The sequence below is a fragment of the Gordonia hankookensis genome, from assembly GCF_014673215.1.
Taxonomy (GTDB): Bacteria; Actinomycetota; Actinomycetes; order Mycobacteriales; family Mycobacteriaceae; genus Gordonia; species Gordonia hankookensis.
The window spans coordinates 421027-444298 of sequence record NZ_JACWMS010000002.1 but is presented as its reverse complement, the minus strand read 5'-3'; the positions used below and the strand labels follow the sequence as shown (position 1 = coordinate 444298).

Here is a 23272-nt window from a genome sequence, read left to right as displayed (position 1 = left end):
CGCGACGCCGCGACGATAATCGACGAGGTGTCCCGTTCACGTGTCATCGGTGTACGACTGTGGCGCATCGTTCGCGGTGCGCCACTCACGTTTGCGTGGTTGGTGGTGCTGCTGATCACCACGATCATCCAGCACTCGATGACCCCGGACGAACTGAACCGGCTCCTCGGCGAACGGTCGACCAACCTGCACCATCTGTCGAGCGATCCGGTCCAGGTCCTGGTCACCAGCCTGTTCTGGATCGACGGGTCGTTCTGGCTCCCGTACCTGATCTTGTTCTGTGTCTTCCACGTGCCTGCCGAGCGGTGGCTGGGATCGTTGCGCTGGCTGGTGGTCGGCCTCAGCGCGCACGTGATCGCCACCTACGTCAGCGAGGGCATCCTCGGCGTGGCGATCAGAAACGGCATGGCCAGCTCATCGCTGGTCGATGTGACCGACGTCGGTGTGAGCTACTTCCTGGCCGCCGTGGTCGGCGTACTCACCTATCGGATCGCCTACCCGTGGCGCTGGGTCTACCTGGCCGGAATCCTCGCGGTATACGGCCTGCCCGTGGTCATCGACGTGACGTTCACCGGGATCGGGCATTTCTCGTCGCTGCTGATCGGGCTGGCCTGGTACCCACTCGCGAAGGCCCGCCACGCGCCACCGTGGAATCCGCTGGACACACTGCGCCGATTCGGTCACTCCCCGGCCAGTGTCCTCCACAGGAATTCGTAGGCCAGCGCGGACTTGAACGCGGCCTGCTTGTTGTCGGCCGCGCCGCCATGGCCACCCTCGATGTTCTCGTAGTAGGCCACATCGTGGCCGAGTTCCTCCAGGCGCGCAACGAGTTTGCGCGCATGGCCGGGGTGGACACGGTCGTCGCGAGTGGAGGTGGTCACCAGGATCTGCGGATAGTCGGCGTCGGACCGGAGGTTCTGATACGGCGAGAACGGCTGCATGAACGACCACTGGTCCGGATCGTCCGGATCACCGTACTCCGCCATCCACGATGCACCTGCCAGGAGCAGGTGATACCGGCGCATGTCGATCAGCGGAACCTGACAGACCAGGGCGCCGAACAGTTCCGGATACCGCGTCAACATCACGCCCATCAGCAGGCCGCCGTTGGACCCGCCCTGGGCGCCCAACTGGCCCGGCGTGGTGAGTCCCTCGGTGACCAATGCCCGTGCGACGGCGGCGAAGTCCTCGTAGACGAGGTGACGCCCGGCCTTCTGGGCCTGCGTGTGCCACGACGGCCCGTATTCGCCCCCGCCGCGGATGTTCGCGATGACATAGATGCCGCCCCGGGCGATCCAGCTGCGTCCGCTGACGGCCAGATATCCGGGTGTCAGCGAATTCTCGAAACCTCCGTACCCGTAGAGCAGCGTGGGTCCGGAGGTGACCCCGCTGCGTCGCACGACGAAGTAGGGGACGCGGGTGCCGTCGTCGGAGGTCGCGAAGTGCTGCTCGGCGACCACATCGTCGGCATCGAAGAACGACGGCGACTGTTTGATCACGTCGGGCCCCGACCCGGACTCTCCGTGGAGGAGGCTGGGCGGCGTGGTGAACGAGCTTGCCGACCAGAAGATCTCGTCGCTCTCGTCGGCATCGGTGTCCAGTACCGAGACCGTGGCCAGTGAGGGCAGGCCCGACATCTCGACGGGCGCCCAGGTGCCCAGTTCACGCACCGAGACCTCGGTGTGTACGTCGTGCAGCGTCACCAGGACGAGGTGCGAGCGCGTGAAGGTGTAGTCGCTGAGACTGGTGTGGGCATCCGGGGTGAACAGCACCGTCGCGTCGCGGCCGCCGGCGAGATAGTCGTCGTAGTCGAACACCAGCAGCGTCCCGGCCACATGGGTGGCACCGCCGGCCGTCCAGTCCGACCGTGGCATCACGAACAGCCAGTCGTGCCGCACCCCGGAGTGTGCGTCGGTCGGGACATCGACGAGAATCTGTTGGCCGCCACGGATCTCGTACCGCAGTGCGTTGAAGAAGTCGGTGGCACGGCTGGCGAAATGCCGCTCGTACCCGGGCGTGCTGTCGAAGGTGGCCCCGACCGAGACGTCGTCGATCTCACCCGCGAACACGGTTGTCGCGTCGTCGAGGGCGGTGCCTCTTTCCCACCGTTTGACAACCCGGGGGTAACCCGACGTGGTGAGCGATCCGCGACCATTCGGCTGCTCGCCGAAATCCGTTCCGACATACACGGTGTCGTGGTCGATCCAGCCGACGCTCGACTTGTTCTCGGGGAGGACGAAACCGTCGACGACCCACTCGCGCGTCTCGAGGTCGAACTCGCGCACCACGCTCGCGTCCGCGCCGCCCCGCGACAACGACACGAGCGCATGCCGGTACGCGGGCCGGAGCACCGTGGCGCCCGCCCACACCCAGTTCTCGTCCTCGGCCGCAGCCAGCGCGTCGACGTCGATCAGGACATCCCACTCGGGGGAGTCCGTTCGATACGACTCCAGCGTGGTCCGCCGCCAGAGCCCCTTCGGGTTCGCCGCGTCCCGCCAGAAGTTGTACAGGTGGTTTCCGCGCCGCCGCACATACGGGATCCGGTCATCGGTGTCGAGGATCTCCAGGGTCTCGGACTCGAGCACCGAGAACCGTTCATCCGACGTCAGTTCGTCGACGGTGGGTTGATTGTGGGCGCGCACCCAGTCCAGCGCCCGATCGCCGCTGACCTCCTCCAGCCACAGGTAGGGATCGTCGTCGGTGTGGGTCATGTCGTCGGTTGCACGCTCAGTGCTCATCGATGTCCTCCGGCTCTGCTGCGGTCACGCCAAGCTCCTCCCGCCAACCTAGCGCGGCGATGAGATCCGGCGCCGGTCGAGGTCTGGACCACCCCCTCGTTGTGCGTCGGCTGGGACGTCCACGATGTCCTGGCCACCTGATCGACTCCGCGACGACCACCAGGCTCGGATTCGTGCGGCGGATGGCCATCGCGCGATTCGACTTCGACCGGGACAACGAGACGGGTATCCGGAAGAACAAGCGCGCCGATCCTGCCGCGACGGTCGACGCGATGACCTCCGGCTCGTGGCAACGGATACGGAACTCGAGTACGGCTCGGGCCCGACCGTGAGCGGTACCGCCATCGATCTGCTGCTCGCGGTGTCGGGTCGTCCGGTGGTCGCCGGCGCGCTCGCGGGGCCGGGAGCGGCGTTGCTGGGAACCCGTCAGGCGACCTGATCGCGCCGGGCCGGAGTTCCCATCGGGTGGACTCCCACCTGTTCGCACGCGGCGGCAACCCGCAGTACGGTCGCGTCGTCGAGGTGTCGTCCGATGATCTGCATCCCGATCGGCAGTCCGTCCGAGGTGAAACCGACCGGAACACTGACGGCCGGCTGACCGGTCAGGTTCGCCACGAATGTGAATCCCTGCCACGCGGTGTCGGCCACGTCGCGTCCGTCGATGACCGACGGTCCCTGGATGCCGACCTCGAACGGCGGCACGCACGCCGTCGGCGTGATGACGATGTCGTGATCGCCCATCAGCGCGGCCATGCGATTGACGATCGACTTGCGCCACATGGTCGCCGAGGTGAAATCCTCGGCCGACCATTCTCTGCGCAGCATGGCGACCAGGTGCGCGGACATCTGGTCGCCGATGTCGTCGACCATGCGGCGCATGCCCACCAGATCGGTCTCGGACATGATGAGGGCGGTGAACTCGTCACCGGGCTCGTCCCAGCCCGGATCGACGCGAGTCGTGTTCCATGACAACGCCGCCGACAACCGGGCGACCGCATCCCCGACAACCGCTCGGACAGCGGGGTCCACGGCCAGGTAGCCGAAGTCCTCGCTGTATGCCACGCGCAGGCCACCGACGACCGTCGGATCATCATGCATGTCGGCGACGATGGTGTGCCAGGCGACGTCGCCGGCCGGGATCGTGTGCCGGTCACGCGGATCGGGCCCGGCCAGCACACCCATCACGGTGCACACGTCGTCGACCGTCCGGCAGATCGGGCCGATGTGTTCGATGCTCTCCCACCCGGACACGCCGGGATGATCGGGGTCCCGGCAGCCCGGGTACACCGGGACCCGGCCCATCGATGGCTTGAACCCGACCAGTGACGTGAATGCGGCCGGAATCCTTATCGATCCGCCTCCGTCGCTGCCCAGGGCGAATGGCACGATGCCGGCCGCCACCGCCGCCGCGGATCCCGCGCTTGATCCTCCTGGTGTCAGTCGGGTGTCCCACGGATTCCGGGTGGTCGGGAACAACGGGTTGGTACCCGTTGCGCTGTAACCGAACTCGCTCGCATTCGTCTTTCCCAGACTGAGGGCACCGGCGCCCGTGCACCGCTCGACGACGATGTCGTCCTCGGACGGGACGAAGTCCCGATAGCGCACCGAGCCCGATGTCGTCCGGGTGCCCTTGGTGCAGATCAGATCCTTCACCGCGTACGGCACACCGGCTAGCCGCCCGACCGGCCGACCGTCGGCGACCATGGCGTCGATGCGCGCTGCGCCGGACAGTGCGAGATCCGGGGTGGGGGTGCAGAACGCGTGGAGTTCTTCGTCGAGTTCTGCCCACCGGTCGATCGCCGTGGTGACGAGGGACGTCGCGGTGGTCTCACCCCGGCCGACCGATGCCGCCGACTCCGCCACCGGTGGCCACGATCGCCCGTCGATCATGCGGTCACCGCGGGCGTGGCCTGCGCAGGTGCGGTCCGGGACTCCGAAGTCGCCGCCCGTCCCAGCGCCTTCTCGTAGGTCCAGAACACCGCTGCCGCGACGACGATGCCGACAAGCGCGTCGACCGATCCGGGTACCAGGTAGTGCGACACCGTCGCGAGGCCTGCCCCGATCACCCACGCGGTGAACGCACTGGCGCGCAGGCGGGTCACGGTCGCCACGGATCGTTTGAGCACGAGTTGATCGACGATGAGGATCGCCCCGATGGGCGGCACGAAGATGCCCAGGATGTTCAGCCAGTCGAGGAAGTACGACCACACCCCGGTGAGTGCGATCGCGGCGCCGAGGACGCCGAGAGCAACGGCCACCGGGCGCATCGTGAGCTTCGTGATGCCCGACCACCCGACCGCGCCGTTGTAGAGGCAGTGGCTGGCGACGCTGCCGAGGTTGGCGAAGACGAAGAACACGGCGACGGCGGTCAGCAGCGCGCTGTGACCGGTCAACAGACCGAGGAAGCCTCCGCCATTGGTGGCGGGATCGGTGGATCCGCCGACGGCGACGACCAGACCGCCGAGTGCGTAGGCGACGAAGTTCGACACCGGGAATGCGGTGAACGTCGCTGCGACCGCGGACTTCCCGGACTTCGACCACCGGGTGAAGTCAGCCGTCATGGTGCCGGAATCGGCGAACCCGGCGATGACGATCCCGACGGCCGCGCCGAAGGTCAGTGTGGTTCCGGAGCCCTCGTAGCCGACGACGTCGCCGACGGCCAGGTTGTTACCCGTTGCGCCGTAATACAGCGCGATGCCGCCCAGAATGACGAACAGGGGCGTCGCGATCATGCCCAGCCACGACAGTGCGCGGATTCCGATCGTGGTGAGACCTGTGTAGATCAGCGCACCGATGGCGGCCGCGAGCATCGGCGACCACCCGAGGGCATCATGCATCGTGGTGCCGGTGAGGCCGATCTGGAACGAGAACCAGCCGATCACGACGGTCGCGAGGAACCCGGTGGCGATCAGGCGACCGGTGGTGCCGAAGGTCGCGAGGGCCTGCAGTGAGAAGCTGCGTCCCGTCTTGCCCGCGATGTAGCTCAGCGCGCCGACATAGCCGAACAGGACGAGATTGCCGAGCAGCAATGCGATCATCCCGTTGACGAAGCCGAGGTTGTAGACGATCACCCCGCCGAACACGGCATTGCCGAGGTTCATCGGGAAGCCGAACCACACGGCAGCGATCGACGACAGGCTCCGTCGGGCCTCGATGGGAACGGGTTCGTGCTCGTATTCCTCGCCGAGATCGGCGGGGCGATCGGGTTGCTGGCCTACGTCATGAGTCATGGTGATTCCTTGGCAGAGACCGCATGTCGCTACATGCGGAATTCGGGTGAATCGATGATGGATACGCGACGCTGCGTACCCGATGATCAGCCTGCTGCGGCTGTGCCTTCGGGATGGTCCCCGAAGAGGTGTGAGAGCACGCGATCACGGTTCACGCGCACGTGTGCGACGGCCAGGTCGGCAGCGCGGTCACCGTCCCGATCGACGATGGCGGCCAACAGTTCCTCGTGCTCGCGCCAGAGCTGATCGGGACGATCGTTCTGACGGAAGATCCAGTGCAGCCGCCCTTCCAGGGGTTCCAGAATCGAGGCCAGGAGGTCGTTACGCGCCAATCGGTTGACGGTGTCGTGGAACTCCTCGTTGAATCCATGGAGTGCCGGACCGTCGGCGGCCTCCAGGGCCTTGCGAGCCTTGCTCCGCAACGCACCCAGATGCGTTGCGTCCCTCTTGGTGAGTCGCTCCGCGGCCCGGCGGAAAGCGAGTCCTTCCAGTGCCTCCCGAACATCGAAGAGTTCCAGCACATCACGTCGGGAGAGTTTCTTGACGATCACCCCGCGGGTGGCCAGCATCTCGACGAATCCCTCGGTGTCGAGCATCCGTAACGCCTCGCGTACCGGGAGACGGGACACGCCGAAGTCGGCGGCGACATCGCGTTCGACGATCCGGTCGCCGGGTCCGTAGGTGCCCTCGATGATCCGCTCCCGCAGTTTGTCTCGGATCGATTCGCGCAGAGGGCGTCCGGCAGTTCCGTCGCTCGGCACCATCTGCAGATCTCTGCCTGCGTGGTGGTCTGCGGTCATTGCGTGGCGCCTTCCCGGGTAGTGGCCGGGGACCCGTTTGGGATCCCAAAAGCGAAGCTATGGAGTCCTGAGGGCGTCGTCAATCGCGGCGTACCCACCTCGCCGCGAGCGGAGGATTGTGCAAAAGGCCCAGGTCAGGGGTGAGAACAGGCGACAGGTCCGCCGGAATGGGGCAAACCCGACATGACATCGTGATGCGTTGCAGCACAGCATATGTGGACGATGCAAAGAGGTCCGGAGGAACGGTTGCGGGATTCCGGAACCGTAACGCGACGTTCTCATCAGGGCGCCCGGCGCAATGCCGGCGTAACACTCGTGTACGCCGCCGCAGCCTCCGGAGCCCGGAAGGTTCGGTGCGCCGACTCCGCGCAACCACGCCCGAGAAGTTCCGATTGCGGATATTCTGTGGTCGATCGGACGGGCATCGCGCCTGGTCGGGGCCAGTGGGCACCTCGAGGAAGCGGGTATGGACTCATGGGCGTTCGAACCTCATCGCGCGCGCGAACCCGACGATCGACCGCCGTCGTTGTCGTCGCGGTGGTCGCCGCCACCGCCGTCGCCGCGTGCGATACAACGTCATCGGAGTCGTCCTCGGTGTCCGGTCCCTCGTCGCCCGCCGCCTCGGCCGCCGAGGAGCCCGGTGACCCGAACACCGCCGTTGCGCAGGCTCTCCCGGACAATGCGGTGGACACCGCCGTCGGAAAGCTGGACGGTCTCGTCGATTCGCTGATGAGGTCCACCAAGATCCCGGGAATGGCAGTCGCCGTGGTGCACGGTGGAAAGTCGGTGTATGCGAAGGGATTCGGCGTCTCGGAGGTGGGCACCGACCGAAAAGTCGATGCGGATACGGTGTTCCCGCTGGCATCGATGTCGAAGTCGATCGGCTCAACCGTGATCGCGAAGCTGATCACCGACAAGGTGGTGGGATGGGACACCCCGGTCGCGCCGAATCTTCCGGGCTTTGCACTCTCCGACCTCTATGTGAGCCAGAACGTCACCATCGGGGACATGTACTCGCATCGTTCCGGGCTGCCCGATCATGCGGGGGACAAACTCGAAGAGCTCGGCTACGACCGGGACCAGATCCTCGCCCGCTTGCGCTACATGCCGCTGGACCCGTTCCGCGTCACCTACAACTACACCAACTTCGGGGTGACCGCGGCGGCCGAGTCGGTTGCTCGGAAGGCGGGGTCGGACTGGGCGACGCTCTCCGAGCAGGCACTTTACGGACCACTTGGCATGACCCACACCAGTTCCCGTTTCCGCGACTTCGAAGCCGAAGCCGACCGGGTGGTCGGCCACGTGCAGGACGGCGGCAACTGGGTCAAGACGCCGCAGCAACGTGACCCCGACGCCCAATCGCCTGCCGGTGGTATCTCGTCGTCGGTGAACGACCTGACGCATTGGATGGCGATGCTGCTCGGCAACGGGATGTACAACGGCAAACAGATCGTCGGTGAGGATGCGCTGCTACCGGCGGTGACGCCGGAGATGATCTCGTCGCCCGCTGGTTCACCGGACGCACGGGCCGGCTATTACGGTTACGGATTCAACGTCTCGGTCACCGAAGGCGCGCGCACGCAATACAGCCACTCCGGGGCCTTCTCGATGGGGGCCGGAACGAACTTCCTGGTCATGCCGTCGGCCGACGTCGCGATCGTCGCCTTGTCCAACGCCGCTCCCATCGGGGCGGTGGACGCGCTGACCGGTGAGTTCGCCGACATCGTCCAGTTCGGCGAGGTGCGCCACGACTGGCGCACCCTGTACGCGCACGCCTACGCCGAGATGAACAAGCCCTCCGGCAGCCTCGTCGGACAGCAGCCGCCGGCGAACCCGGCACCGGCGCAGCCGCTGTCGACCTATGCCGGCACGTATCAGAACGATGTGTACGGGCCCGCCGTGGTCCGCGAGCAGAACGGCAAACTCGTCCTCGCCCTGGGCCCCGGCGGGAAGACGACCCATGAGCTGACGCACTGGGATGGCAACACCTTTACGTTCACGCTGCGCACCGAGAACGCGGAGCCGGGATCGATCTCCAAGGTCTCGTTCGCCGGCGCCGGGAGCGCAGCGAGCGGGCCGAGTTCGAGCGGCGCCGGGAGCGCAGCGAGCGCGCGGATGACGGTGGAGTACTACGACGACGGGACGTCGAACGGCGAATTCACGCGCTGACGCACGACCGATCCAGGCCGGAACCGACGTTTCCGATCACCGTGCGGCGGCCTCGACCGCGAGCGGATCGGGCACCTCGCCCGCCCGGATCGGGCAGCGGGTGTGACTGTAGATGGTCGGCATGCACAGATTGCAGTGCACACAGCGCGACGTCGTGGACGGGTCGGCCTGGATGCGCAGCGGCAGGTCCGGTTCGCGCAGCAGGGCCCGGCCCATCGCCACGAAGTCGAAGCCCTCCGCGAGTGCCAGTTCCATCGAGGATCGATCGGTGATGCCGCCCAACAGGATCAGGGGCATTCGCACCGCAGCGCGGAGCTGTCGTGCGAGGGGGAGCAGATACGCGTCGTGATACTCGTAATGCTTGAGGAAGATCGGGCCCATCGCCTTCAGCCCGGCGCGCATCGCGCCGCGGAACGCGTCGGCGAACTCGTCGCGGGGCGCGTCGCCGTGGAAGAGGTACATCGGGTTGAGCAGTGAACTGCCTGCGGTGGGCTCGATCGCGTCGAGGTGGCCGTCGGACTCGAGGAGTTGCGCCACGGCACACGCCTCGTCGATGTTGAAGCCGTGCAGGCGTCCACCATGACCGGAGCCGCGGCGGCGCCGGGACCGCGGCGAGCGGTCCGAATCGACGCGTCCCACACCGTCGAACATGTTGAGCTTGGCCCAGACCGCGGCCTCGTCGCCCACCTCGTCGCGCACCACTTCGACGACCTCGCGGGCGAACCGGGCACGGTTGACCAGGGAGCCGCCGTAGCCGTCGTGGCGGTGATTGAGCAGCGGGGACAGGAAGCTACTGATCAGGTAGTTGTGGCCGCAATGGATCTCGAGTCCGTCGAACCCCGAGTCGACCGCGATGCGGGCCGCTCGACGAAAGGTGACCAGCATCGCGGTGATCCCGTCGGCGTCGAGCTTCTGGGTGACGGACATGCCCATCGGTGCCGGGATGTGGGAGGGGCCGAGCGCCTTCTTGCGATTGGACACCGAGTTCGCCACCGGACCCGCGTGTCCGAGCTGTGCGGCGGCCATGGCGCCTTCGGAGTGGATGGCGTCGGTGAGCCGTCGGAGACCCGGCATCGCCTCGTCTCGCAGCCAGATCTGATGTCGGTCGGTCCGGCCTTCGGGGGCCACGGCGCAGTAGGCCACCGTGCTCATCGCGACGCCGCCCGCGGCGACCTCACGGTGGAACTCGACGAGGTCGTCGGTCACCAGCGCGTCGGGGGTGGCGCCCTCGAAGGTCGCGCACTTGATCAGGCGATTGCGCAGCGTGAGCGGGCCGAGGCGGGCCGGGGTGAAGGGATCGGGTGCGGTCATGAGTTCTCCTTGGGCTGGGCTGCGGGTGGGGCTGTACGTGGCGATGTGCGAGGGGGCTCGGCGAGTCCGGCGACGACGAAGTCCGCGAGTGCCGCGGTGGCTGCGGGAGACAGTGGTTGCTCACCGCCGAATTGGGTGAGTACGAGCTGGAACGCGAGTCCCCACCGACGGCACGCGTCGTCGTCGGAGATGCCGTCGATCAGCTGTACGAGTACCCCGGACCAGCGGTCGAGCTGAAACCATGGGCGAGTCCAGGTGGCCTGTGGATGCGTGAGGACGAAACGCGCCAGCAGCCGAAGATGTAGGCGGCCGACCGGGTCGTCCTGGATGTCGACGAAGGGCGCCAGGATCAGGTCGACCAGTTCGGTGAGGTCGGAGGTCGCGGGGTCGAACCGGTCTAGCGGGTCGGCCCAGCGTGGCGCCAGCCGGTCCTCGAGGAGTTCGACGGCAAGTCGATCCTTGGAACCGAAGTGGTAGTGGACAGCTGCCGGGTTCGCGTCGGCCGCTGCGCAGATGGCACGCACCGACACCTGCTCGTACCCGTCGGTGAGGAACAACGACTCGGCCGCGGTGAGGAGTGCCGTTCGGGTCGGTTCACCGCGATGGGTTGCTGTCGGCGCGGGCATGCTGTCGATGGAAGCACAACTCAATCAGTGATTCAATCAATGATTGAAATGCTCCCGGAGGGTGGGAAGGTTACCGCTCGGTATGGGGACGCCCTGCGGCCGCGACATGGTGCGACGTAGGCTGGCAGACGTGTCTGAACACTTTCAAACAGTTGTCCTGGGTGCAGGTCCAGGTGGGTACGTGGCCGCGATCCGGTCTGCCCAGCTGGGCATGAAAACCGCCGTCATCGAAGAGAAGTACTGGGGCGGCGTCTGTCTCAACGTCGGATGTATCCCGTCCAAGGCGCTTCTGCGGAACGCCGAGTTGGCCCACATCTTCAACCATCAGGCGAAGACGTTCGGTATGTCCGGCGACGTGTCGTTCGATTTCGGCGCGGCATTCGACCGAAGCCGCAAGGTGTCGGACGGGATCGTCAAGGGCGTCCACTTCCTGATGAAGAAGAACAAGATCACCGAGATCGACGGGTACGGGAAGTTCAAGGACGCGAAGACGATCGTCGTGGGAGATCGTGAGATCACCTTCGACAACGTCATCATCAACACCGGCTCCACCGTGAAGCTGCTGCCCGGTGTCGAGCTCTCGGACAATGTGGTCACCTATGAGACCCAGATCCTCACCCGTGAGCTGCCGAAGTCGATCGTGATCGTCGGCGCAGGCGCCATCGGCATGGAGTTCGGCTACGTGCTCGCCAACTACGGTGTCGACGTCACCATCGTCGAGTTCCTCGATCGCGTGCTGCCGAACGAGGACGCCGACGCGTCCAAGGCCATCGCGAAGGAATACAAGAAGCTCGGGGTCAAGGTCCTGACCTCCACCAAGGTGCAGACCGTCACCGACAACGGCGACAGTGTCACCGTGAGCTACAAGGACGCCAAGGACAACGACGGCGAGATCACCGTCGACAAGGTCCTGATGTCTGTCGGGTTCGCCCCGCGCGTGGAGGGCTTCGGTCTGGAGAACACCGGTGTCGAGCTGACCGACCGCGGTGCCATCGCCATCGACGACTTCATGCGGACCAACGTCGACAACATCTATGCCATCGGCGACGTCACCGCGAAGTTGATGCTCGCCCATGTCGCCGAGGCGCAGGGTGTGGTGGCCGCCGAAGTGATGGCCGGTGCGGAGACGATGACGCTCGGCGACTACCGGTTCATGCCGCGCGCCACGTTCTGCCAGCCACAGGTCGCGTCGTTCGGGCTGACCGAGGCGCAGGCGAAGGACGAGGGCTACAACGTCAAGGCCACCACGTTCCCGTTCAGCGCGAACGGCAAGGCCCAGGGCCTCGGCGAGACCGCCGGATTCGCCAAGCTGCTCACCAACGCCGACACCGACGAGCTGCTCGGTGGTCATCTGGTGGGCGACAACGTCTCCGAGATGCTCCCGGAGATGACACTGGCCCACAAGTGGGACCTGACCGCCAAGGAACTCGCGCGCAACGTGCACACCCACCCGACGTTGTCGGAGGCGATGCAAGAGACGTTCCATGGCGCGATCGGCCACATGATCAACCTCTGAGTCCTGATGCGTAGCAGTAGTCCGCGCCGGCAGCGGACTACTGCTACGGAATCGCCGTGAGCATGAGCGAGCGCACCCGCGAATGGGCTCCGGGGCATTCGCTCGACATCCGTGCGACGGTGGGGCATCTTCGCCGCGGCAGCGGCGATCCCGCCTTTGTCTACGGCCGGGACGGTTCGGTCTGGCGCGCGGTCCACACTCCCGACGGTCCGGGCACCCTGGCGGTCGGTTTCGACGGTACGACGGTCACGGGACGCGCGTGGGGGGCGGGGGCCGCGTGGCTCCTCGACCAGATGCCGGATTTCCTTGGTGCACAAGATGATCCGAGTGCGCTGACGCCGCGCGACCACGTCGTCGAACGCCTGGTTCGGCAATCCGATGGTCTGCGGATGGGGCGCACCGACCGGGTGTGGGAGGCGCTGGTGCCTGCCATCCTCGAGCAGAAGGTCGTCGGTACCGAGGCGTGGCGGGCGTGGCGATACCTGTTGCGGCGCTACGGAGAGCGCGCTCCGGGCCCGGTGCCGGACACCATGCGGGTGCCGCCGCCGCAGCCGACGTGGGCGCAGATTCCGAGTTGGGAGTGGCATCGCAGCGGCATCGAGCCGGTGCGGATGCGCACCATCCGTGGTGCGACCTCGATGGACGTGGAACGCCATCCCGATCGTCTTCGATTGCTCCGTGGCGTGGGCCGATGGACCGAGGCGGAGACACGCGCGCGCGCAGTCGGCGACACCGACGTGGTCAACGTGGGCGATTACCACATCCCGTCGCTGGTGGGGCAGGCCTTGATCGGCGAACCCGTCGACGACGACGGCATGCTCGAACTGCTCGAACCCTATGCGGGGCAACGCCAGCGGATCATCCGGATGATCGAACTCCACGGCCCGCGGCCGCAGCGGCGCGGGCCGCGCATGACGGTGCGGGACTATCGGGACTTCTGAACGGCGAGACGTCGGTGCGCCTTGGTCGCGAGCACGTACTGGCCCTGGCCCGTGATGGTCTGCTCGACGTGCTCGGCGCCTGCCGCATGCAGTCGCTCGACGATCTCGTGCCTGCCGAAGATCCGATAGCCCGACATCCCCGCGATCTCGCGGACACCCGGCACCGAGGTGAGATCGGTCCGTACGGACGTGAAGATGACCACCTCGCCCCCGGGGCGCGTGACCCGGAGCAGCTCGTCGACCACGGGCAGCGGATCAGGAATGAGGTAGAGCGCCGCCAGGCACGTGACGGTGTCGAAGGTGTTGTCCGCAAACGGGATCGAGTGCGCATCGGCCCGGACATAACTCGCGCGCTCAGTGGCGTTGGTCCGGGTCGCCTTGGCCAGCATCGACGGAGAGAAGTCGATCCCGATGCATCGGCCGTCGCCGCTCAGGCCGTCGGCGAATCGGCGCGTGTAATTGCCGGGGCCGCAGGCGACGTCGAGCATCAGTCGATCGCCGGGCCTCGACAGGTAAGCGGACAGCGCTGTGTCGAAATCGGCGGTTCCGGACCCGCCGAGGCTGAACAGCCGGGTGAACACAGGTCGCCAGAGTTGTTCGTACACATGGGAGAACACCGTGTTGCGCATCAACTGCTGCGCGATCGAATCCATGTCGCCCCCGCAATGGTGTGGATCAGACCCGGGTGTCCCGCTGGACCCGCAGGGTGCCGATGGTGGTCGCGAGCATGTCGTATTGTCCGACGAGCAGGACGAACGCGATCAGTTTGCCGTCATCGAGGTGGCGGCGCAGGGCCGACCACGTGTTGTCGCTGATGTCCTTTGCCGTGACGAGCTCATCGGTGGCCTGCAGCAGCGCCCGCTCGCGATCGCCCCAACCCGCTTCCGGGCCTTCCAGCACCCGATCGAAGATCTCACCCCTGACGCCCGCCCGAGCCCCCAGCCGTCGATGGTGGTCGAGCTCGTAATCGCAGTCGCGCAGGTGTGCGACCCGGATGATGATCATCTCGGATTCCTTGCGCGACAGGGCGCCGAACGGCATCAGCCGCCCGCCGAAATGCAGCCAGGCGCGGAACAGGCCCTTGGCCCGGCCCAGCGTGGAGAAGATGCGTGCGTTGTCGACACCGATCACCCGGGCCGCGCCGCGGGCGAACACCCAGTTGATCGGGCCGAGTTCACGGAGACCGCCGGGGGCGACGCGGGGCGTGCCGATGTCGTCGGGCGCGACGTGGGGAGTGCTCATGACGCCCACGGTAGACTACCGAAACTATGACGAGCACCACACAGCGAACGTTCACCAGTGTCGACGAAATGAAGGCCGCGATCGGCGAGGATCTGGGTTCCGGCGAATGGCTGGAGATCACTCAGGACCGTGTCGACGCCTTCGCCGAGGCGACCGGCGACCATCAGTGGATCCACGTGGATCCGGAACGTGCGAAGGACGGCCCGTTCGGTGCGACGATCGCGCACGGCTACCTGACGCTGTCCCTGCTCCCGGTGCTGGCCGGCGGCATCTTCACCGTCGAGGGTCCGAAACTGGTCATCAACTACGGCGCGAACAAGGTGCGTTTTCCCAACCCGGTGAAGGTCGGCTCCCGAATCCGTTCGAATGCCGTGATCACCTCGATCGACGAGACACCGGCGGGCGTCAACATGGTCGTCAAGAACACGATCGAGATCGAGGGCGTCGAGAAGCCGGCATGCGTCGCGGAGAACGTCCGGGTCCTCGTCTACTGATCTGCAGCCGACGTGCGGTGTCCCGGGTCATCGGCGTGGACACTGACTGACCGGCCGGTGACCGGACAGCCGGTCGTCGAGCCAGTTCATCGCGTCACGGAACCCGACGAACACCGTCGTCATGTGCTCCCCGGGATACTCGCGGTAGCTCGCGTTGGCGCCCAGCCGGCATTGTTCGGCGAACAGTGCGCGCGCCTGGCTCGCAGGAATCCACCATTCCTGTGCGCCGTGGTAGATGTAGATCGGCATCGTGGCCTTGTCGCCGCTCATCGCGGTGATGTCGAAGATGCGTTCGGCGACGGGCGAGCGGAACGGGTCCGGATCGGTGGACAGGATCTGGGTGGGCGCGAAGGTGAAGCCGAAGTAGCCCATCGTCCCGGTGCACAGATTCTTCAGCATGTCGTTGGTGGCGAGCTGCCGGGCCAGGTTGTTCGCCATCGGCAGGAGTTCGGGACGCTCTCGGGCGATCCCCAGGACTGCCGCATGGAACACGCCGGATGCGAGGTTCGCGTTCATCGATCCGGCCAGTGTCCGGTAGTCGGCGGGCACCCCACCGATCGCGGCACCGACGAACCGGTTCACCAGTTCGGGCGCGTACGTGGACACCAGCTTCGCCGTCGCGTTCGTGGCGATGGCCCCGCCCGAGTAGCCGAGCATCGCGATGGGGCCTGCGCCGAAGTTCGTCCGATCGAAGGACGCGGCTGCGCGGACCGCGTCGAGGACGACGTGCGCCGCGACGTACGGTTCCGCATACGCCATCCTGGCCCCGGTGTGATCGGGCACGATCACGGCATAGCCCCTGGCGAGTGACTCCTGGGTGGTCTCCGGGCGCAGATCGGTGTTGTTGGTGTCGCCGCTCTTGCCGTGCGCGAAGGTGTAACCCGTCGTGCATCGCGTGCCCAGCGCGACGATCGGTGGGTTGTTCACCACCACTGGACGGGCACCGCGTCCCTGCCACGGCGTGGGCGGCACGAAAAGGGTTGCGGTGGCGAACAACGGCCTGTTCTGGGCATCGACGGTCCGGAACTTGATCTGTCGCGCATAACCGACACGGACCTCGAGGAGCGGCGCCGCCACCTTGGCGACCGAACGACTGCGGAGTATGTCACCGGGCCGGTGTCGTGCGAGATCGCCCGGCCAGAGGTCGAAGAAGTCGTCACCGGTCGGCGACGGCATGATCGCTTCCCGCAGCTCTTGGAGTTGCTTGGTGGCGCCGGGGGTCTGCGCGCGCAAGGGGATGCGCGACAGGTTCGGGAGTGTCGGCGCCGGAACGCTGTCCTCGATGTCGCGCGGGATCTGGGCGGGCACCGGCGACATGTTCGGCGGATCGGCGGTCGCGGTGGCCGCCGTCGCGCACATGACCGTGACTGCCGCCATCGCGCCCGTCAGTGTGCGTCGCAGGACTCGTCCCCATCCGTTCATCGCCGGCATCGCTCACTCCTCGTACTGCTGCGGGCGATTCGGGATCGGCCGACGGTGGTCACCACCGCCGCACCCTGACTCGCGTATTCATCTCCGATGATCCTAGGGGTCGGGGTGCGTGCCCGCGCGCGGAATCCGAATGCGGTTCGGTTGCCCGTCCGGAGGTCACCGGGGGCCGCGTGCTTCGCCACATTCGTCACCGGCAGGGATTCCGCGTAATCGGCGATCGAGCCACTGCGCGGCGGCCGGGAATCCCAACACGGCGGCGCTGACATGCTCGCCGAACACCTCGCGGTACGTCGCCCGTGCACCCAGCAGGCATTGCTCCCGATACAGGCTCCGGGCGCCCGCCGCCGGAATCCACCACTCGTACGTTCCGTGGTAGATATACAGGGGGACAGCCGATTTGATGTCGGCCATCTTGGTCACCCGGTAGATGTGCTCGGCAACCGGTGAGTGGAACGGATCCGGGTTGTTCGACAGGAGTTGCATCGGCCAGAATGTCTGGCCCGCGAGAGCGGCAGGGATCGTGCACACGTTCTTCAGCGGCGACGTGGCCAGCCACTGCGCGAAATCATTTGCCATCGGCAGGATCTCGGTTCGCTCGCGTGCGATGCCGAAGGTGGCGGCATGGAAGAGGCCGGTGGCGAGATTGGCGTTCATGCTGCCGACGAGCATGCGGAAATCGGCGGGTACCCCACCGAGCGCCGCGCCGACGACGCGGCCGATCAGCTCCGGGGCGTAGCCTGCCAGCAGCTTCGTCGCGCCGTTGGTGGCTATCGCCCCGCCGGAGTAACCGGTCATGGCGATCCGCGATGCCCCGAAGGAACGGCGATCGAGATTGCCCGCCGCTCGGATGGCGTCGAGCACGACATGGCCCGCGACGACGGGTTCCGCATATGCCATCCGTGGACCCTGGTGGTCGGGAATGAGCACGGCATACCCATGAGAGAGGGCCAGCTGGGTGGTCGGCGGGATGAGATCAGTGGCATTGGTTGCTATCGAAAAACCATGTGCCAAAGTGTATCCCGGGTCGCACGCGGTGCCGAGGGAATCGATGGGGAGATTGTTGACGAGGATCGGACGCGACGTGGAGCGCGACGTGCGCGGTACCAGGATCGTCGCGGTGCCGAACGATGGTGCACCGGTGGCATCGGTGCTGCGGAACTTGATCAACCGCGCGAACCGGATGGGAGTGGTCACCACCGGCGCGGCAGTCGCCGTCACGTCCCGGGTGGCGATGATCTGTCCCGGTGCCAGCGCCGCGAGATTCGTCGGCCAACGATCGAACATCGGGTCCCCGGTCGGCGACGGCAGGGCGGCCTCGCGCAACTCCAGTGTGCGGTGGTCGAACCCCTTGGCCTGTGCGCGCAGTGGAATCCTGCCGAGTCGCGGGAAGGGTGGGGGCGGCAACGCCCCGTTGATGGCGTGCGGCACCTGGGACGGGACCGGCAGCATGTTCGGTGGTTCGGCCGCGGCCGGCGCGGCGTAGGTCATCGTGGTGGCGGTGGTGATCACCGCGACCGCCCCGAGGGTGGCGACGCCACCCCGGAATCGAAGGGCCGCAAGGTATGAGCGTTTCCGCTTCATGGCGTACTCCCTCTCGGGTGTGAGGGGAATCCCCGTTGACCTCCTCACTGGCCGAAGCGTACGACTGTGTCCAAGTCGATTGACTTGGACACACGACCGACATGCGCAACCGTGATTGAACTGTGATCGGGATCACATCAATTGGACTGGTTTGATGGTCAATTCGTCATATAAGGGGACACCGTGCTGCGGTGCTCGTCGATGTGCAGCGTTGCACCGAGTGCCGGGAACGCACGCTGCGCACAGTTCTGGCGTTCGCACACCCGACAGCCCGCCCCGATCGGTGTGATCTGCGCCTGTGGACCTATCTCGAGCCCGTCGGAGTAGATGACCCGGCCCGCGTGGCGGAGTTCGCACCCGAGTCCGATGGCGAATGTCTTGCCGGGTTGTCCATATCGGGCGGCTCGACGCTCGACGGTCCGGGCGACCCAGAGATAGTCGCGGCCGTCGGGCATCTCGGCGATCTGGGTGAGGATCTTTCCCGGAGATCCAAAGGTCTCGTAGACATTCCAGAGGGGACAGGTGCCGCCGCTGGAGGAGAAGTGGAAACCGGTGGCGGACTGCCGTTTCGACATGTTCCCCGCCCGGTCGACGCGGACGAACGACCAGGGGATGCCCCGCAGATTGGGTCGCTGCAGGGTCGAGAGCCGGTGGCAGATCGTCTCGTAGGACACCGAGTAGAACGCCGACAGTCTCTCGATGTCATATCGGAAATCCTCGGCCGCACCGTGGAATTGGCTGTACGGGAGGACTGCCGCCGCGGCGAAGTAGTTGGCCAGCCCCAGTAGTGCCAGTGACCGGGCCTCGTCGCTGGTGAAGTTGCCGTCGTCGACCAGCCGGTCGAGCAGATCCCCGTATTCGAGGTAGCCAAGCTCGGCGGCGAGTTTCATCGTGCGCTGTCCCGCCGAGAGCGCGGCGGAGAACTCCAGGCGGCGTGTCTCCGGGTCGAATCGGTGCAGGGTGTAGTCCCCGAGATCGACTCTGCGGATGATGCTGACGCCGTGCACGTTCTCGAGCCGGTTGGCGATCTCCCGGCGGATGTCGGCCGAGTGCATCCGCATCCGTACCGTCATCTCCTCGGCGGCCACGTCGAGCTCGTGAATGTAGTTGCGGCGCTGGTAGAAGTAGTCGCGTACTTCTTCGTGGGGAGCCGTGATGGAGCCTCGCATGCTCCGGTCGCCTCGTTCGTCGGTGGCAGCGGCCAGTTGGTCGGTGGCGATGCGGTAGCGCTGATGGAGATTCACCATCGCCTGTGCGATCTCGGGATGTGTGGCGACCAGCGAACTGATGGTGTGCGCCTCGGTCGCCGCAGGCGCGGCCTCGACGTCGTCGTCGAGTAGGACCTCGCGTAGTTCGGCGACCAGTCGGACGCTGTCCTGCGAGTCGAAGAACTCCTCGTCGATACCGAACACCTCGGTGATCTTCGACAGCACCGGCACGGTGAGCGGGCGGGCATCGTGTTCGATCTGGTTGAGGTACGAGGGCGAGATGGCCAGTGACTGGGCGAGCGCGACTTGGGACAGTCCACGCTCCGACCGGAGCTGGCGCAGCCGCGAGCCGACGTAGGTCTTGGTCATGACAACCTCCTGCCGGGGCCGAGCGGGTGCGTGGGTGCGGGTCGTCGGGACGTGATCCCGTCGGTCTGCTCGCCTGCATGTTCAGGGTACGGTGACCGCGTGCATGTCCTGGTCCGGCGCCGATGGTCGGCTGCGGCGATCATCGCGGCGGCCGCGGTGACGGCCGTGGTCGCCGGGTGTGGGGGTGCCGATCCGGTGACCGGTCCGGCACCTGCGGCGGTCCCGGCCGACCTCCTCATGTCGCCCGGCGAGCTACCCGCGGGCTTCACCCCCGCGCAGTTGTCGGTGTCCGACCTGGTGGCGGGGAATCGGGGACCGATCGAGTCGGCGCGATCGGCGGTGGTCACCCCGCCGGAATGCCGTCCGACCGCTGATGCGGATCTGAATCCGCAGCTGACCGCCGCGAACTCGGCAGTACTGGCGGCACGCAGTGACGCGGGCTCGTTGGTCGAACTCGTCTCGACCGCCCGTCGCGACATCGATGCCGACATCCGCTCCACGACCGGGCGATGCGCGATCACCACCACGGTGATCGGCAGTGGGAACCTGCGTGGGGCGCGGATCGTCACCCGGTACACCGCGCTGCCGACGCCGGATTCGGGCAACCGCGGGTCGTCGGTGCAGGAGTCGACGGCGACGCGATCGACGGTCACCACAACCCTCACCGACGGTGCGGTGAGTACCCAGATCGGCTTCGCCGGGTATGCGATCGTCACCCGGCCCGGCGCAGCGCCGGTCACCGTCCAGCTCACGGTTGGTGGCGAGGCGACCCCCGCCACCAAGCCGCCGGCAGAGGCGACCCCGCCCATGACCGATGCGGAGTTCGCAGCGGCATTCGGCGATGCCATCTCGGCCGCCACCCGCTGACCGGGCTCCGCCGCGGGTGTGAACGCTCTCACAGATCGGGTTCGTCCCGGATGCCTCGCCGATCGGCAGACGACGGCGTGGGCCCGCCGGCCGCCGCCCCTCCCTGCGGACAAAAACGCAGTACGCGCGTACTTTTTGGCGTCGATGGGCGAAACGTTCACATGACCAGGTTTGCAAACTTTGCAAAAGCTTTCCAGATCCTTGCCGAATTTTGCACACGAAAGGGATTGGACCTGCATGTTTGTTCTGTGGCACCCTTGTCACAGGCACCACCGGACAGCGTCGATTTGTTCGCACAATTTGCGACCGGCTCAACGCGACACGGGCACTGTCTGTCAGCACACCGGCTCGGGCGCCACCGGGTCGCAGCAGGACAACGAAAGCGAAGTAGGCATGAGCAACGTCGGAAAGCCACGCACCGCCGCGGAGATCCAGCAGGACTGGGACACCAACCCGCGTTGGAAGGGCGTCAAGCGCGATTACACCGCCGAGCAGGTGGCCGAGCTCCAGGGCTCGGTCGTCGAGGAGCAGACCCTCGCCCGCCGCGGCGCCGAGATCCTCTGGGAGGGCGTCAACGCCGGAGACGGCAGCTACATCAACGCGCTCGGCGCGTTGACCGGTAACCAGGCAGTCCAGCAGGTGCGCGCCGGCCTCAAGGCCGTGTACCTGTCCGGTTGGCAGGTCGCGGGTGACGCGAACCTGTCGGGACACACCTACCCCGATCAGTCGCTGTACCCGGCGAACTCGGTGCCGTCGGTCGTCCGACGCATCAACAATGCGCTCATGCGCGCCGACGAGATCGCCCGCGTCGAGGGTGACGACTCGGTGGACAACTGGGTCGTGCCGATCGTGGCCGACGGTGAGGCCGGCTTCGGTGGCGCCCTCAACGTCTACGAGCTCCAGAAGGCCATGATCGCCGCCGGTGCCGCCGGTACCCACTGGGAGGACCAGCTGGCCTCGGAGAAGAAGTGCGGCCACCTCGGTGGCAAGGTGCTGATCCCCACCCAGCAGCACGTCCGCACCCTGAACTCGGCCCGCCTCGCCGCGGACGTCGCAGGCACCCCGACGGTCGTCATCGCGCGTACCGACGCCGAGGCCGCGACCCTCATCACCTCGGACGTCGACGACCGCGACAAGCAGTTCGTCACCGGTGAGCGCACTGCCGAGGGCTACTACCACGTGAAGAACGGCATCGAGCCGTGCATCGCGCGTGCGAAGTCCTACGCGCCCTACGCCGACATGATCTGGATGGAGACCGGTACCCCGGACCTCGAGCTGGCTCGCAAGTTCGCCGAGTCGGTCAAGGCCGAGTTCCCCGATCAGCTGCTGTCCTACAACTGCAGCCCGTCGTTCAACTGGAGCAAGCACCTCGACGACAGCACCATCGCCAAGTTCCAGAACGAGCTCGGCGCCATGGGCTTCACGTTCCAGTTCATCACGCTGGCCGGCTTCCACTCGCTCAACTACGGCATGTTCGATCTGGCCTACGGCTACGCCCGTGAGCAGATGACCGCCTTCGTCGACCTGCAGAACCGTGAGTTCAAGGCCGCCGACGAGCGTGGCTTCACCGCCGTCAAGCACCAGCGCGAGGTCGGCGCCGGCTACTTCGACAACATCGCCACCACTGTCGACCCGACCAGCTCCACCACTTCGCTGAAGGGTTCGACCGAAGAGGGGCAGTTCCACTGAGCAGTCACGTTGCGGCCTGATAGTCGTTGCCTGACATGACATCCGGGGTGGGCGGGGTGATCCTCTGCCCACCCCGGGTTCGTCGCTATCCGGGGCCGGTTGGATAGCGACCACCACCGAACTTTTCAGATCCGAGGAGCCGACCATGGCAACCGAGAAGATCTCCCGCGTCGGCGTCATCGGCGCCGGTCAGATGGGTGCCGGCATCGCCGAGGTGTGCGCCCGCGCGCATGCGGACGTCCTTGTCTACGAGTCGACGCGGGAACTCGCTGCGGCCGGTCGTGCCCGAATCCTGCGGTCGCTCGATCGTGGCGTCTCCAGCGGGAAGCTCACTGAGCGTGAGCGCGAGCAAGCCGCCTGGCGTCTCCGATTCACCTCCGATCTCGGCGACTTCGCCGATCGTCAGCTCGTCTGCGAGGCGGTTGTCGAGGACGAAGCGGTCAAGACCGAGATCTTCAAGGAACTCGACAAGGTCGTCACCGACCCGAACGCGGTGCTGGCGTCCAACACCTCGTCGATCCCGATCATGAAGCTGGGCATGGCCACCGCCAACGCCCACCGCGTGATCGGCATGCACTTTTTCAACCCGGTGCCCGTGCTCCCGCTGGTCGAGCTCGTCACCACCCTGATGACCACGCCGGAGGTCACCGAGCGCGCCGAGGCCTTCGCCCACGACATCTTGGGCAAGCAGGTCGTGCGCTCGGCCGATCGCTCCGGGTTCGTCGTCAACGCTCTGCTCGTGCCGTACCTGCTCTCGGCCATTCGCATGGTGGAGAGCGGCTTCGCGACCGTCGAGGACATCGACAAGGCGATGGTGCTCGGATGTGCCCACCCCATGGGCCCGCTGAAGCTCACCGACCTCGTGGGCCTCGACACGGTGAAGGCCATCGCGGACAAGATGTACGAGGAGTTCAAGGAGCCGCTCTATTCGCCGCCGCCGCTGTTGCTGCGCATGGTGGAGGCCGGACGACTCGGCAAGAAGGCCGGGCACGGCTTCTATCAGTATGGCGAGAACGGGGCGAACAAGTAAGCCGCGCAAGCCCCTTCATCATGATCGGGT

The 23272-nt window shown here is 66.4% G+C and carries 20 protein-coding genes; 9 read left to right on the top strand and 11 right to left on the bottom strand.

Translation table 11 applies throughout. From position 1 onward, the window contains the following. Nucleotides 1-27: 27 nt before the first annotated feature. Nucleotides 28-717 carry a rhomboid-like protein gene (locus IDF66_RS09380; RefSeq protein ID WP_317628644.1) on the top strand — a complete coding sequence of 230 codons (690 nt, stop codon included), beginning with the start codon at nucleotides 28-30 and terminating at the stop codon, nucleotides 715-717. Here IDF66_RS09380 and IDF66_RS09375 read toward each other — a convergent pair. Next, nucleotides 681-2738, bottom strand: coding sequence for a prolyl oligopeptidase family serine peptidase (locus IDF66_RS09375; protein ID WP_190266639.1), 2058 nt, complete (start codon nucleotides 2736-2738; stop codon nucleotides 681-683). The genes IDF66_RS09380 and IDF66_RS09375 overlap by 37 nt on opposite strands. Nucleotides 2739-3024: 286 nt before the next feature. Between IDF66_RS09375 and IDF66_RS23760 the strand changes: the two genes are divergently transcribed. After that, nucleotides 3025-3177 (top strand): hypothetical protein, encoded by a 153-nt coding sequence (locus IDF66_RS23760; RefSeq protein WP_203588837.1) that lies wholly within the window; start codon nucleotides 3025-3027, stop codon nucleotides 3175-3177. Here IDF66_RS23760 and IDF66_RS09365 read toward each other — a convergent pair. The 3 genes from IDF66_RS09365 to IDF66_RS09355 all read right to left on the bottom strand — a co-directional run bounded on the left by IDF66_RS09365 (nucleotide 3165) and on the right by IDF66_RS09355 (nucleotide 6768). Then, entirely contained in the window at nucleotides 3165-4628 is a 1464-nt protein-coding gene (locus tag IDF66_RS09365; RefSeq protein WP_190266638.1) for an amidase, read from the bottom strand. The two genes, IDF66_RS23760 and IDF66_RS09365, sit on opposite strands and share 13 nt — an antisense overlap. Continuing rightward, nucleotides 4625-5968, bottom strand: coding sequence for a cytosine permease (locus tag IDF66_RS09360; protein WP_190266637.1), 1344 nt, complete (start codon nucleotides 5966-5968; stop codon nucleotides 4625-4627). Before IDF66_RS09360 ends, IDF66_RS09365 begins: the two co-directional genes overlap by 4 nt. 86 nt (nucleotides 5969-6054) lie before the next feature. After that, nucleotides 6055-6768 carry a GntR family transcriptional regulator gene (locus tag IDF66_RS09355; RefSeq protein WP_203588838.1) on the bottom strand — a complete coding sequence of 238 codons (714 nt, stop codon included), beginning with the start codon at nucleotides 6766-6768 and terminating at the stop codon, nucleotides 6055-6057. A 474-nt stretch (nucleotides 6769-7242) separates the two neighbouring features. Between IDF66_RS09355 and IDF66_RS09350 the strand changes: the two genes are divergently transcribed. Next, complete coding sequence (locus tag IDF66_RS09350) at nucleotides 7243-8937, top strand: serine hydrolase (RefSeq protein WP_190266636.1); 1695 nt, start codon at nucleotides 7243-7245, stop codon at nucleotides 8935-8937. 36 nt (nucleotides 8938-8973) lie between these two features. Here IDF66_RS09350 and IDF66_RS09345 read toward each other — a convergent pair whose 3' ends face one another. Beyond that, nucleotides 8974-10248: an oxidoreductase gene (locus IDF66_RS09345; protein WP_190266635.1), complete on the bottom strand. Its 1275-nt coding sequence runs from the start codon at nucleotides 10246-10248 to the stop codon at nucleotides 8974-8976. After that, nucleotides 10245-10874 (bottom strand): TetR/AcrR family transcriptional regulator, encoded by a 630-nt coding sequence (locus IDF66_RS09340; RefSeq protein ID WP_190266634.1) that lies wholly within the window; start codon nucleotides 10872-10874, stop codon nucleotides 10245-10247. Before IDF66_RS09340 ends, IDF66_RS09345 begins: the two co-directional genes overlap by 4 nt. Nucleotides 10875-11004: 130 nt before the next feature. On the opposite strand from IDF66_RS09340, the gene lpdA reads away from it, so the two are divergent. Both lpdA and IDF66_RS09330 read left to right on the top strand, forming a co-directional pair. After that, entirely contained in the window at nucleotides 11005-12390 is a 1386-nt protein-coding gene (gene lpdA, locus IDF66_RS09335) for a dihydrolipoyl dehydrogenase (RefSeq protein WP_190266633.1), read from the top strand. A 56-nt stretch (nucleotides 12391-12446) separates the two neighbouring features. Next, complete coding sequence (locus IDF66_RS09330; protein ID WP_387998941.1) at nucleotides 12447-13331, top strand: DNA-3-methyladenine glycosylase family protein; 885 nt, start codon at nucleotides 12447-12449, stop codon at nucleotides 13329-13331. On the opposite strand, the gene IDF66_RS09325 is transcribed toward IDF66_RS09330, so the two are convergent. Together IDF66_RS09325 and IDF66_RS09320 are read right to left on the bottom strand one after the other, a co-directional pair. After that, nucleotides 13316-13984: a class I SAM-dependent methyltransferase gene (locus IDF66_RS09325; protein ID WP_190266631.1), complete on the bottom strand. Its 669-nt coding sequence runs from the start codon at nucleotides 13982-13984 to the stop codon at nucleotides 13316-13318. The genes IDF66_RS09330 and IDF66_RS09325 overlap by 16 nt on opposite strands. 22 nt (nucleotides 13985-14006) lie before the next feature. Further along, a complete protein-coding gene (locus IDF66_RS09320; RefSeq protein WP_190267413.1) occupies nucleotides 14007-14543 on the bottom strand; it encodes a carboxymuconolactone decarboxylase family protein in 537 nt (178 codons plus the stop codon). Between the two features lie 56 nt (nucleotides 14544-14599). Between IDF66_RS09320 and IDF66_RS09315 the strand changes: the two genes are divergently transcribed. Continuing rightward, entirely contained in the window at nucleotides 14600-15067 is a 468-nt protein-coding gene (locus IDF66_RS09315; RefSeq protein WP_164307664.1) for a MaoC family dehydratase, read from the top strand. A 27-nt stretch (nucleotides 15068-15094) separates the two neighbouring features. Here IDF66_RS09315 and IDF66_RS09310 read toward each other — a convergent pair whose 3' ends face one another. The 3 genes from IDF66_RS09310 to ramB all read right to left on the bottom strand — a co-directional run bounded on the left by IDF66_RS09310 (nucleotide 15095) and on the right by ramB (nucleotide 19656). Beyond that, nucleotides 15095-16498 (bottom strand): lipase family protein, encoded by a 1404-nt coding sequence (locus IDF66_RS09310; protein ID WP_190266630.1) that lies wholly within the window; start codon nucleotides 16496-16498, stop codon nucleotides 15095-15097. Between the two features lie 156 nt (nucleotides 16499-16654). Then, complete coding sequence (locus IDF66_RS09305; protein WP_387998945.1) at nucleotides 16655-18079, bottom strand: lipase family protein; 1425 nt, start codon at nucleotides 18077-18079, stop codon at nucleotides 16655-16657. A 158-nt stretch (nucleotides 18080-18237) separates the two neighbouring features. Then, nucleotides 18238-19656, bottom strand: coding sequence for an acetate metabolism transcriptional regulator RamB (ramB, locus tag IDF66_RS09300; protein WP_164307662.1), 1419 nt, complete (start codon nucleotides 19654-19656; stop codon nucleotides 18238-18240). Between the two features lie 99 nt (nucleotides 19657-19755). On the opposite strand from ramB, the gene IDF66_RS09295 reads away from it, so the two are divergent. The 3 genes from IDF66_RS09295 (at nucleotide 19756) to IDF66_RS09285 (ending at nucleotide 23242) form a co-directional block, all read left to right on the top strand. Continuing rightward, complete coding sequence (locus tag IDF66_RS09295; protein ID WP_190266629.1) at nucleotides 19756-20523, top strand: hypothetical protein; 768 nt, start codon at nucleotides 19756-19758, stop codon at nucleotides 20521-20523. Between the two features lie 393 nt (nucleotides 20524-20916). Continuing rightward, nucleotides 20917-22212: an isocitrate lyase gene (gene aceA / locus IDF66_RS09290; RefSeq protein WP_164307660.1), complete on the top strand. Its 1296-nt coding sequence runs from the start codon at nucleotides 20917-20919 to the stop codon at nucleotides 22210-22212. Nucleotides 22213-22357: 145 nt separating this feature from the next. Next, a complete protein-coding gene (locus tag IDF66_RS09285) occupies nucleotides 22358-23242 on the top strand; it encodes a 3-hydroxybutyryl-CoA dehydrogenase (RefSeq protein ID WP_164307659.1) in 885 nt (294 codons plus the stop codon). Nucleotides 23243-23272: the final 30 nt, after the last annotated feature.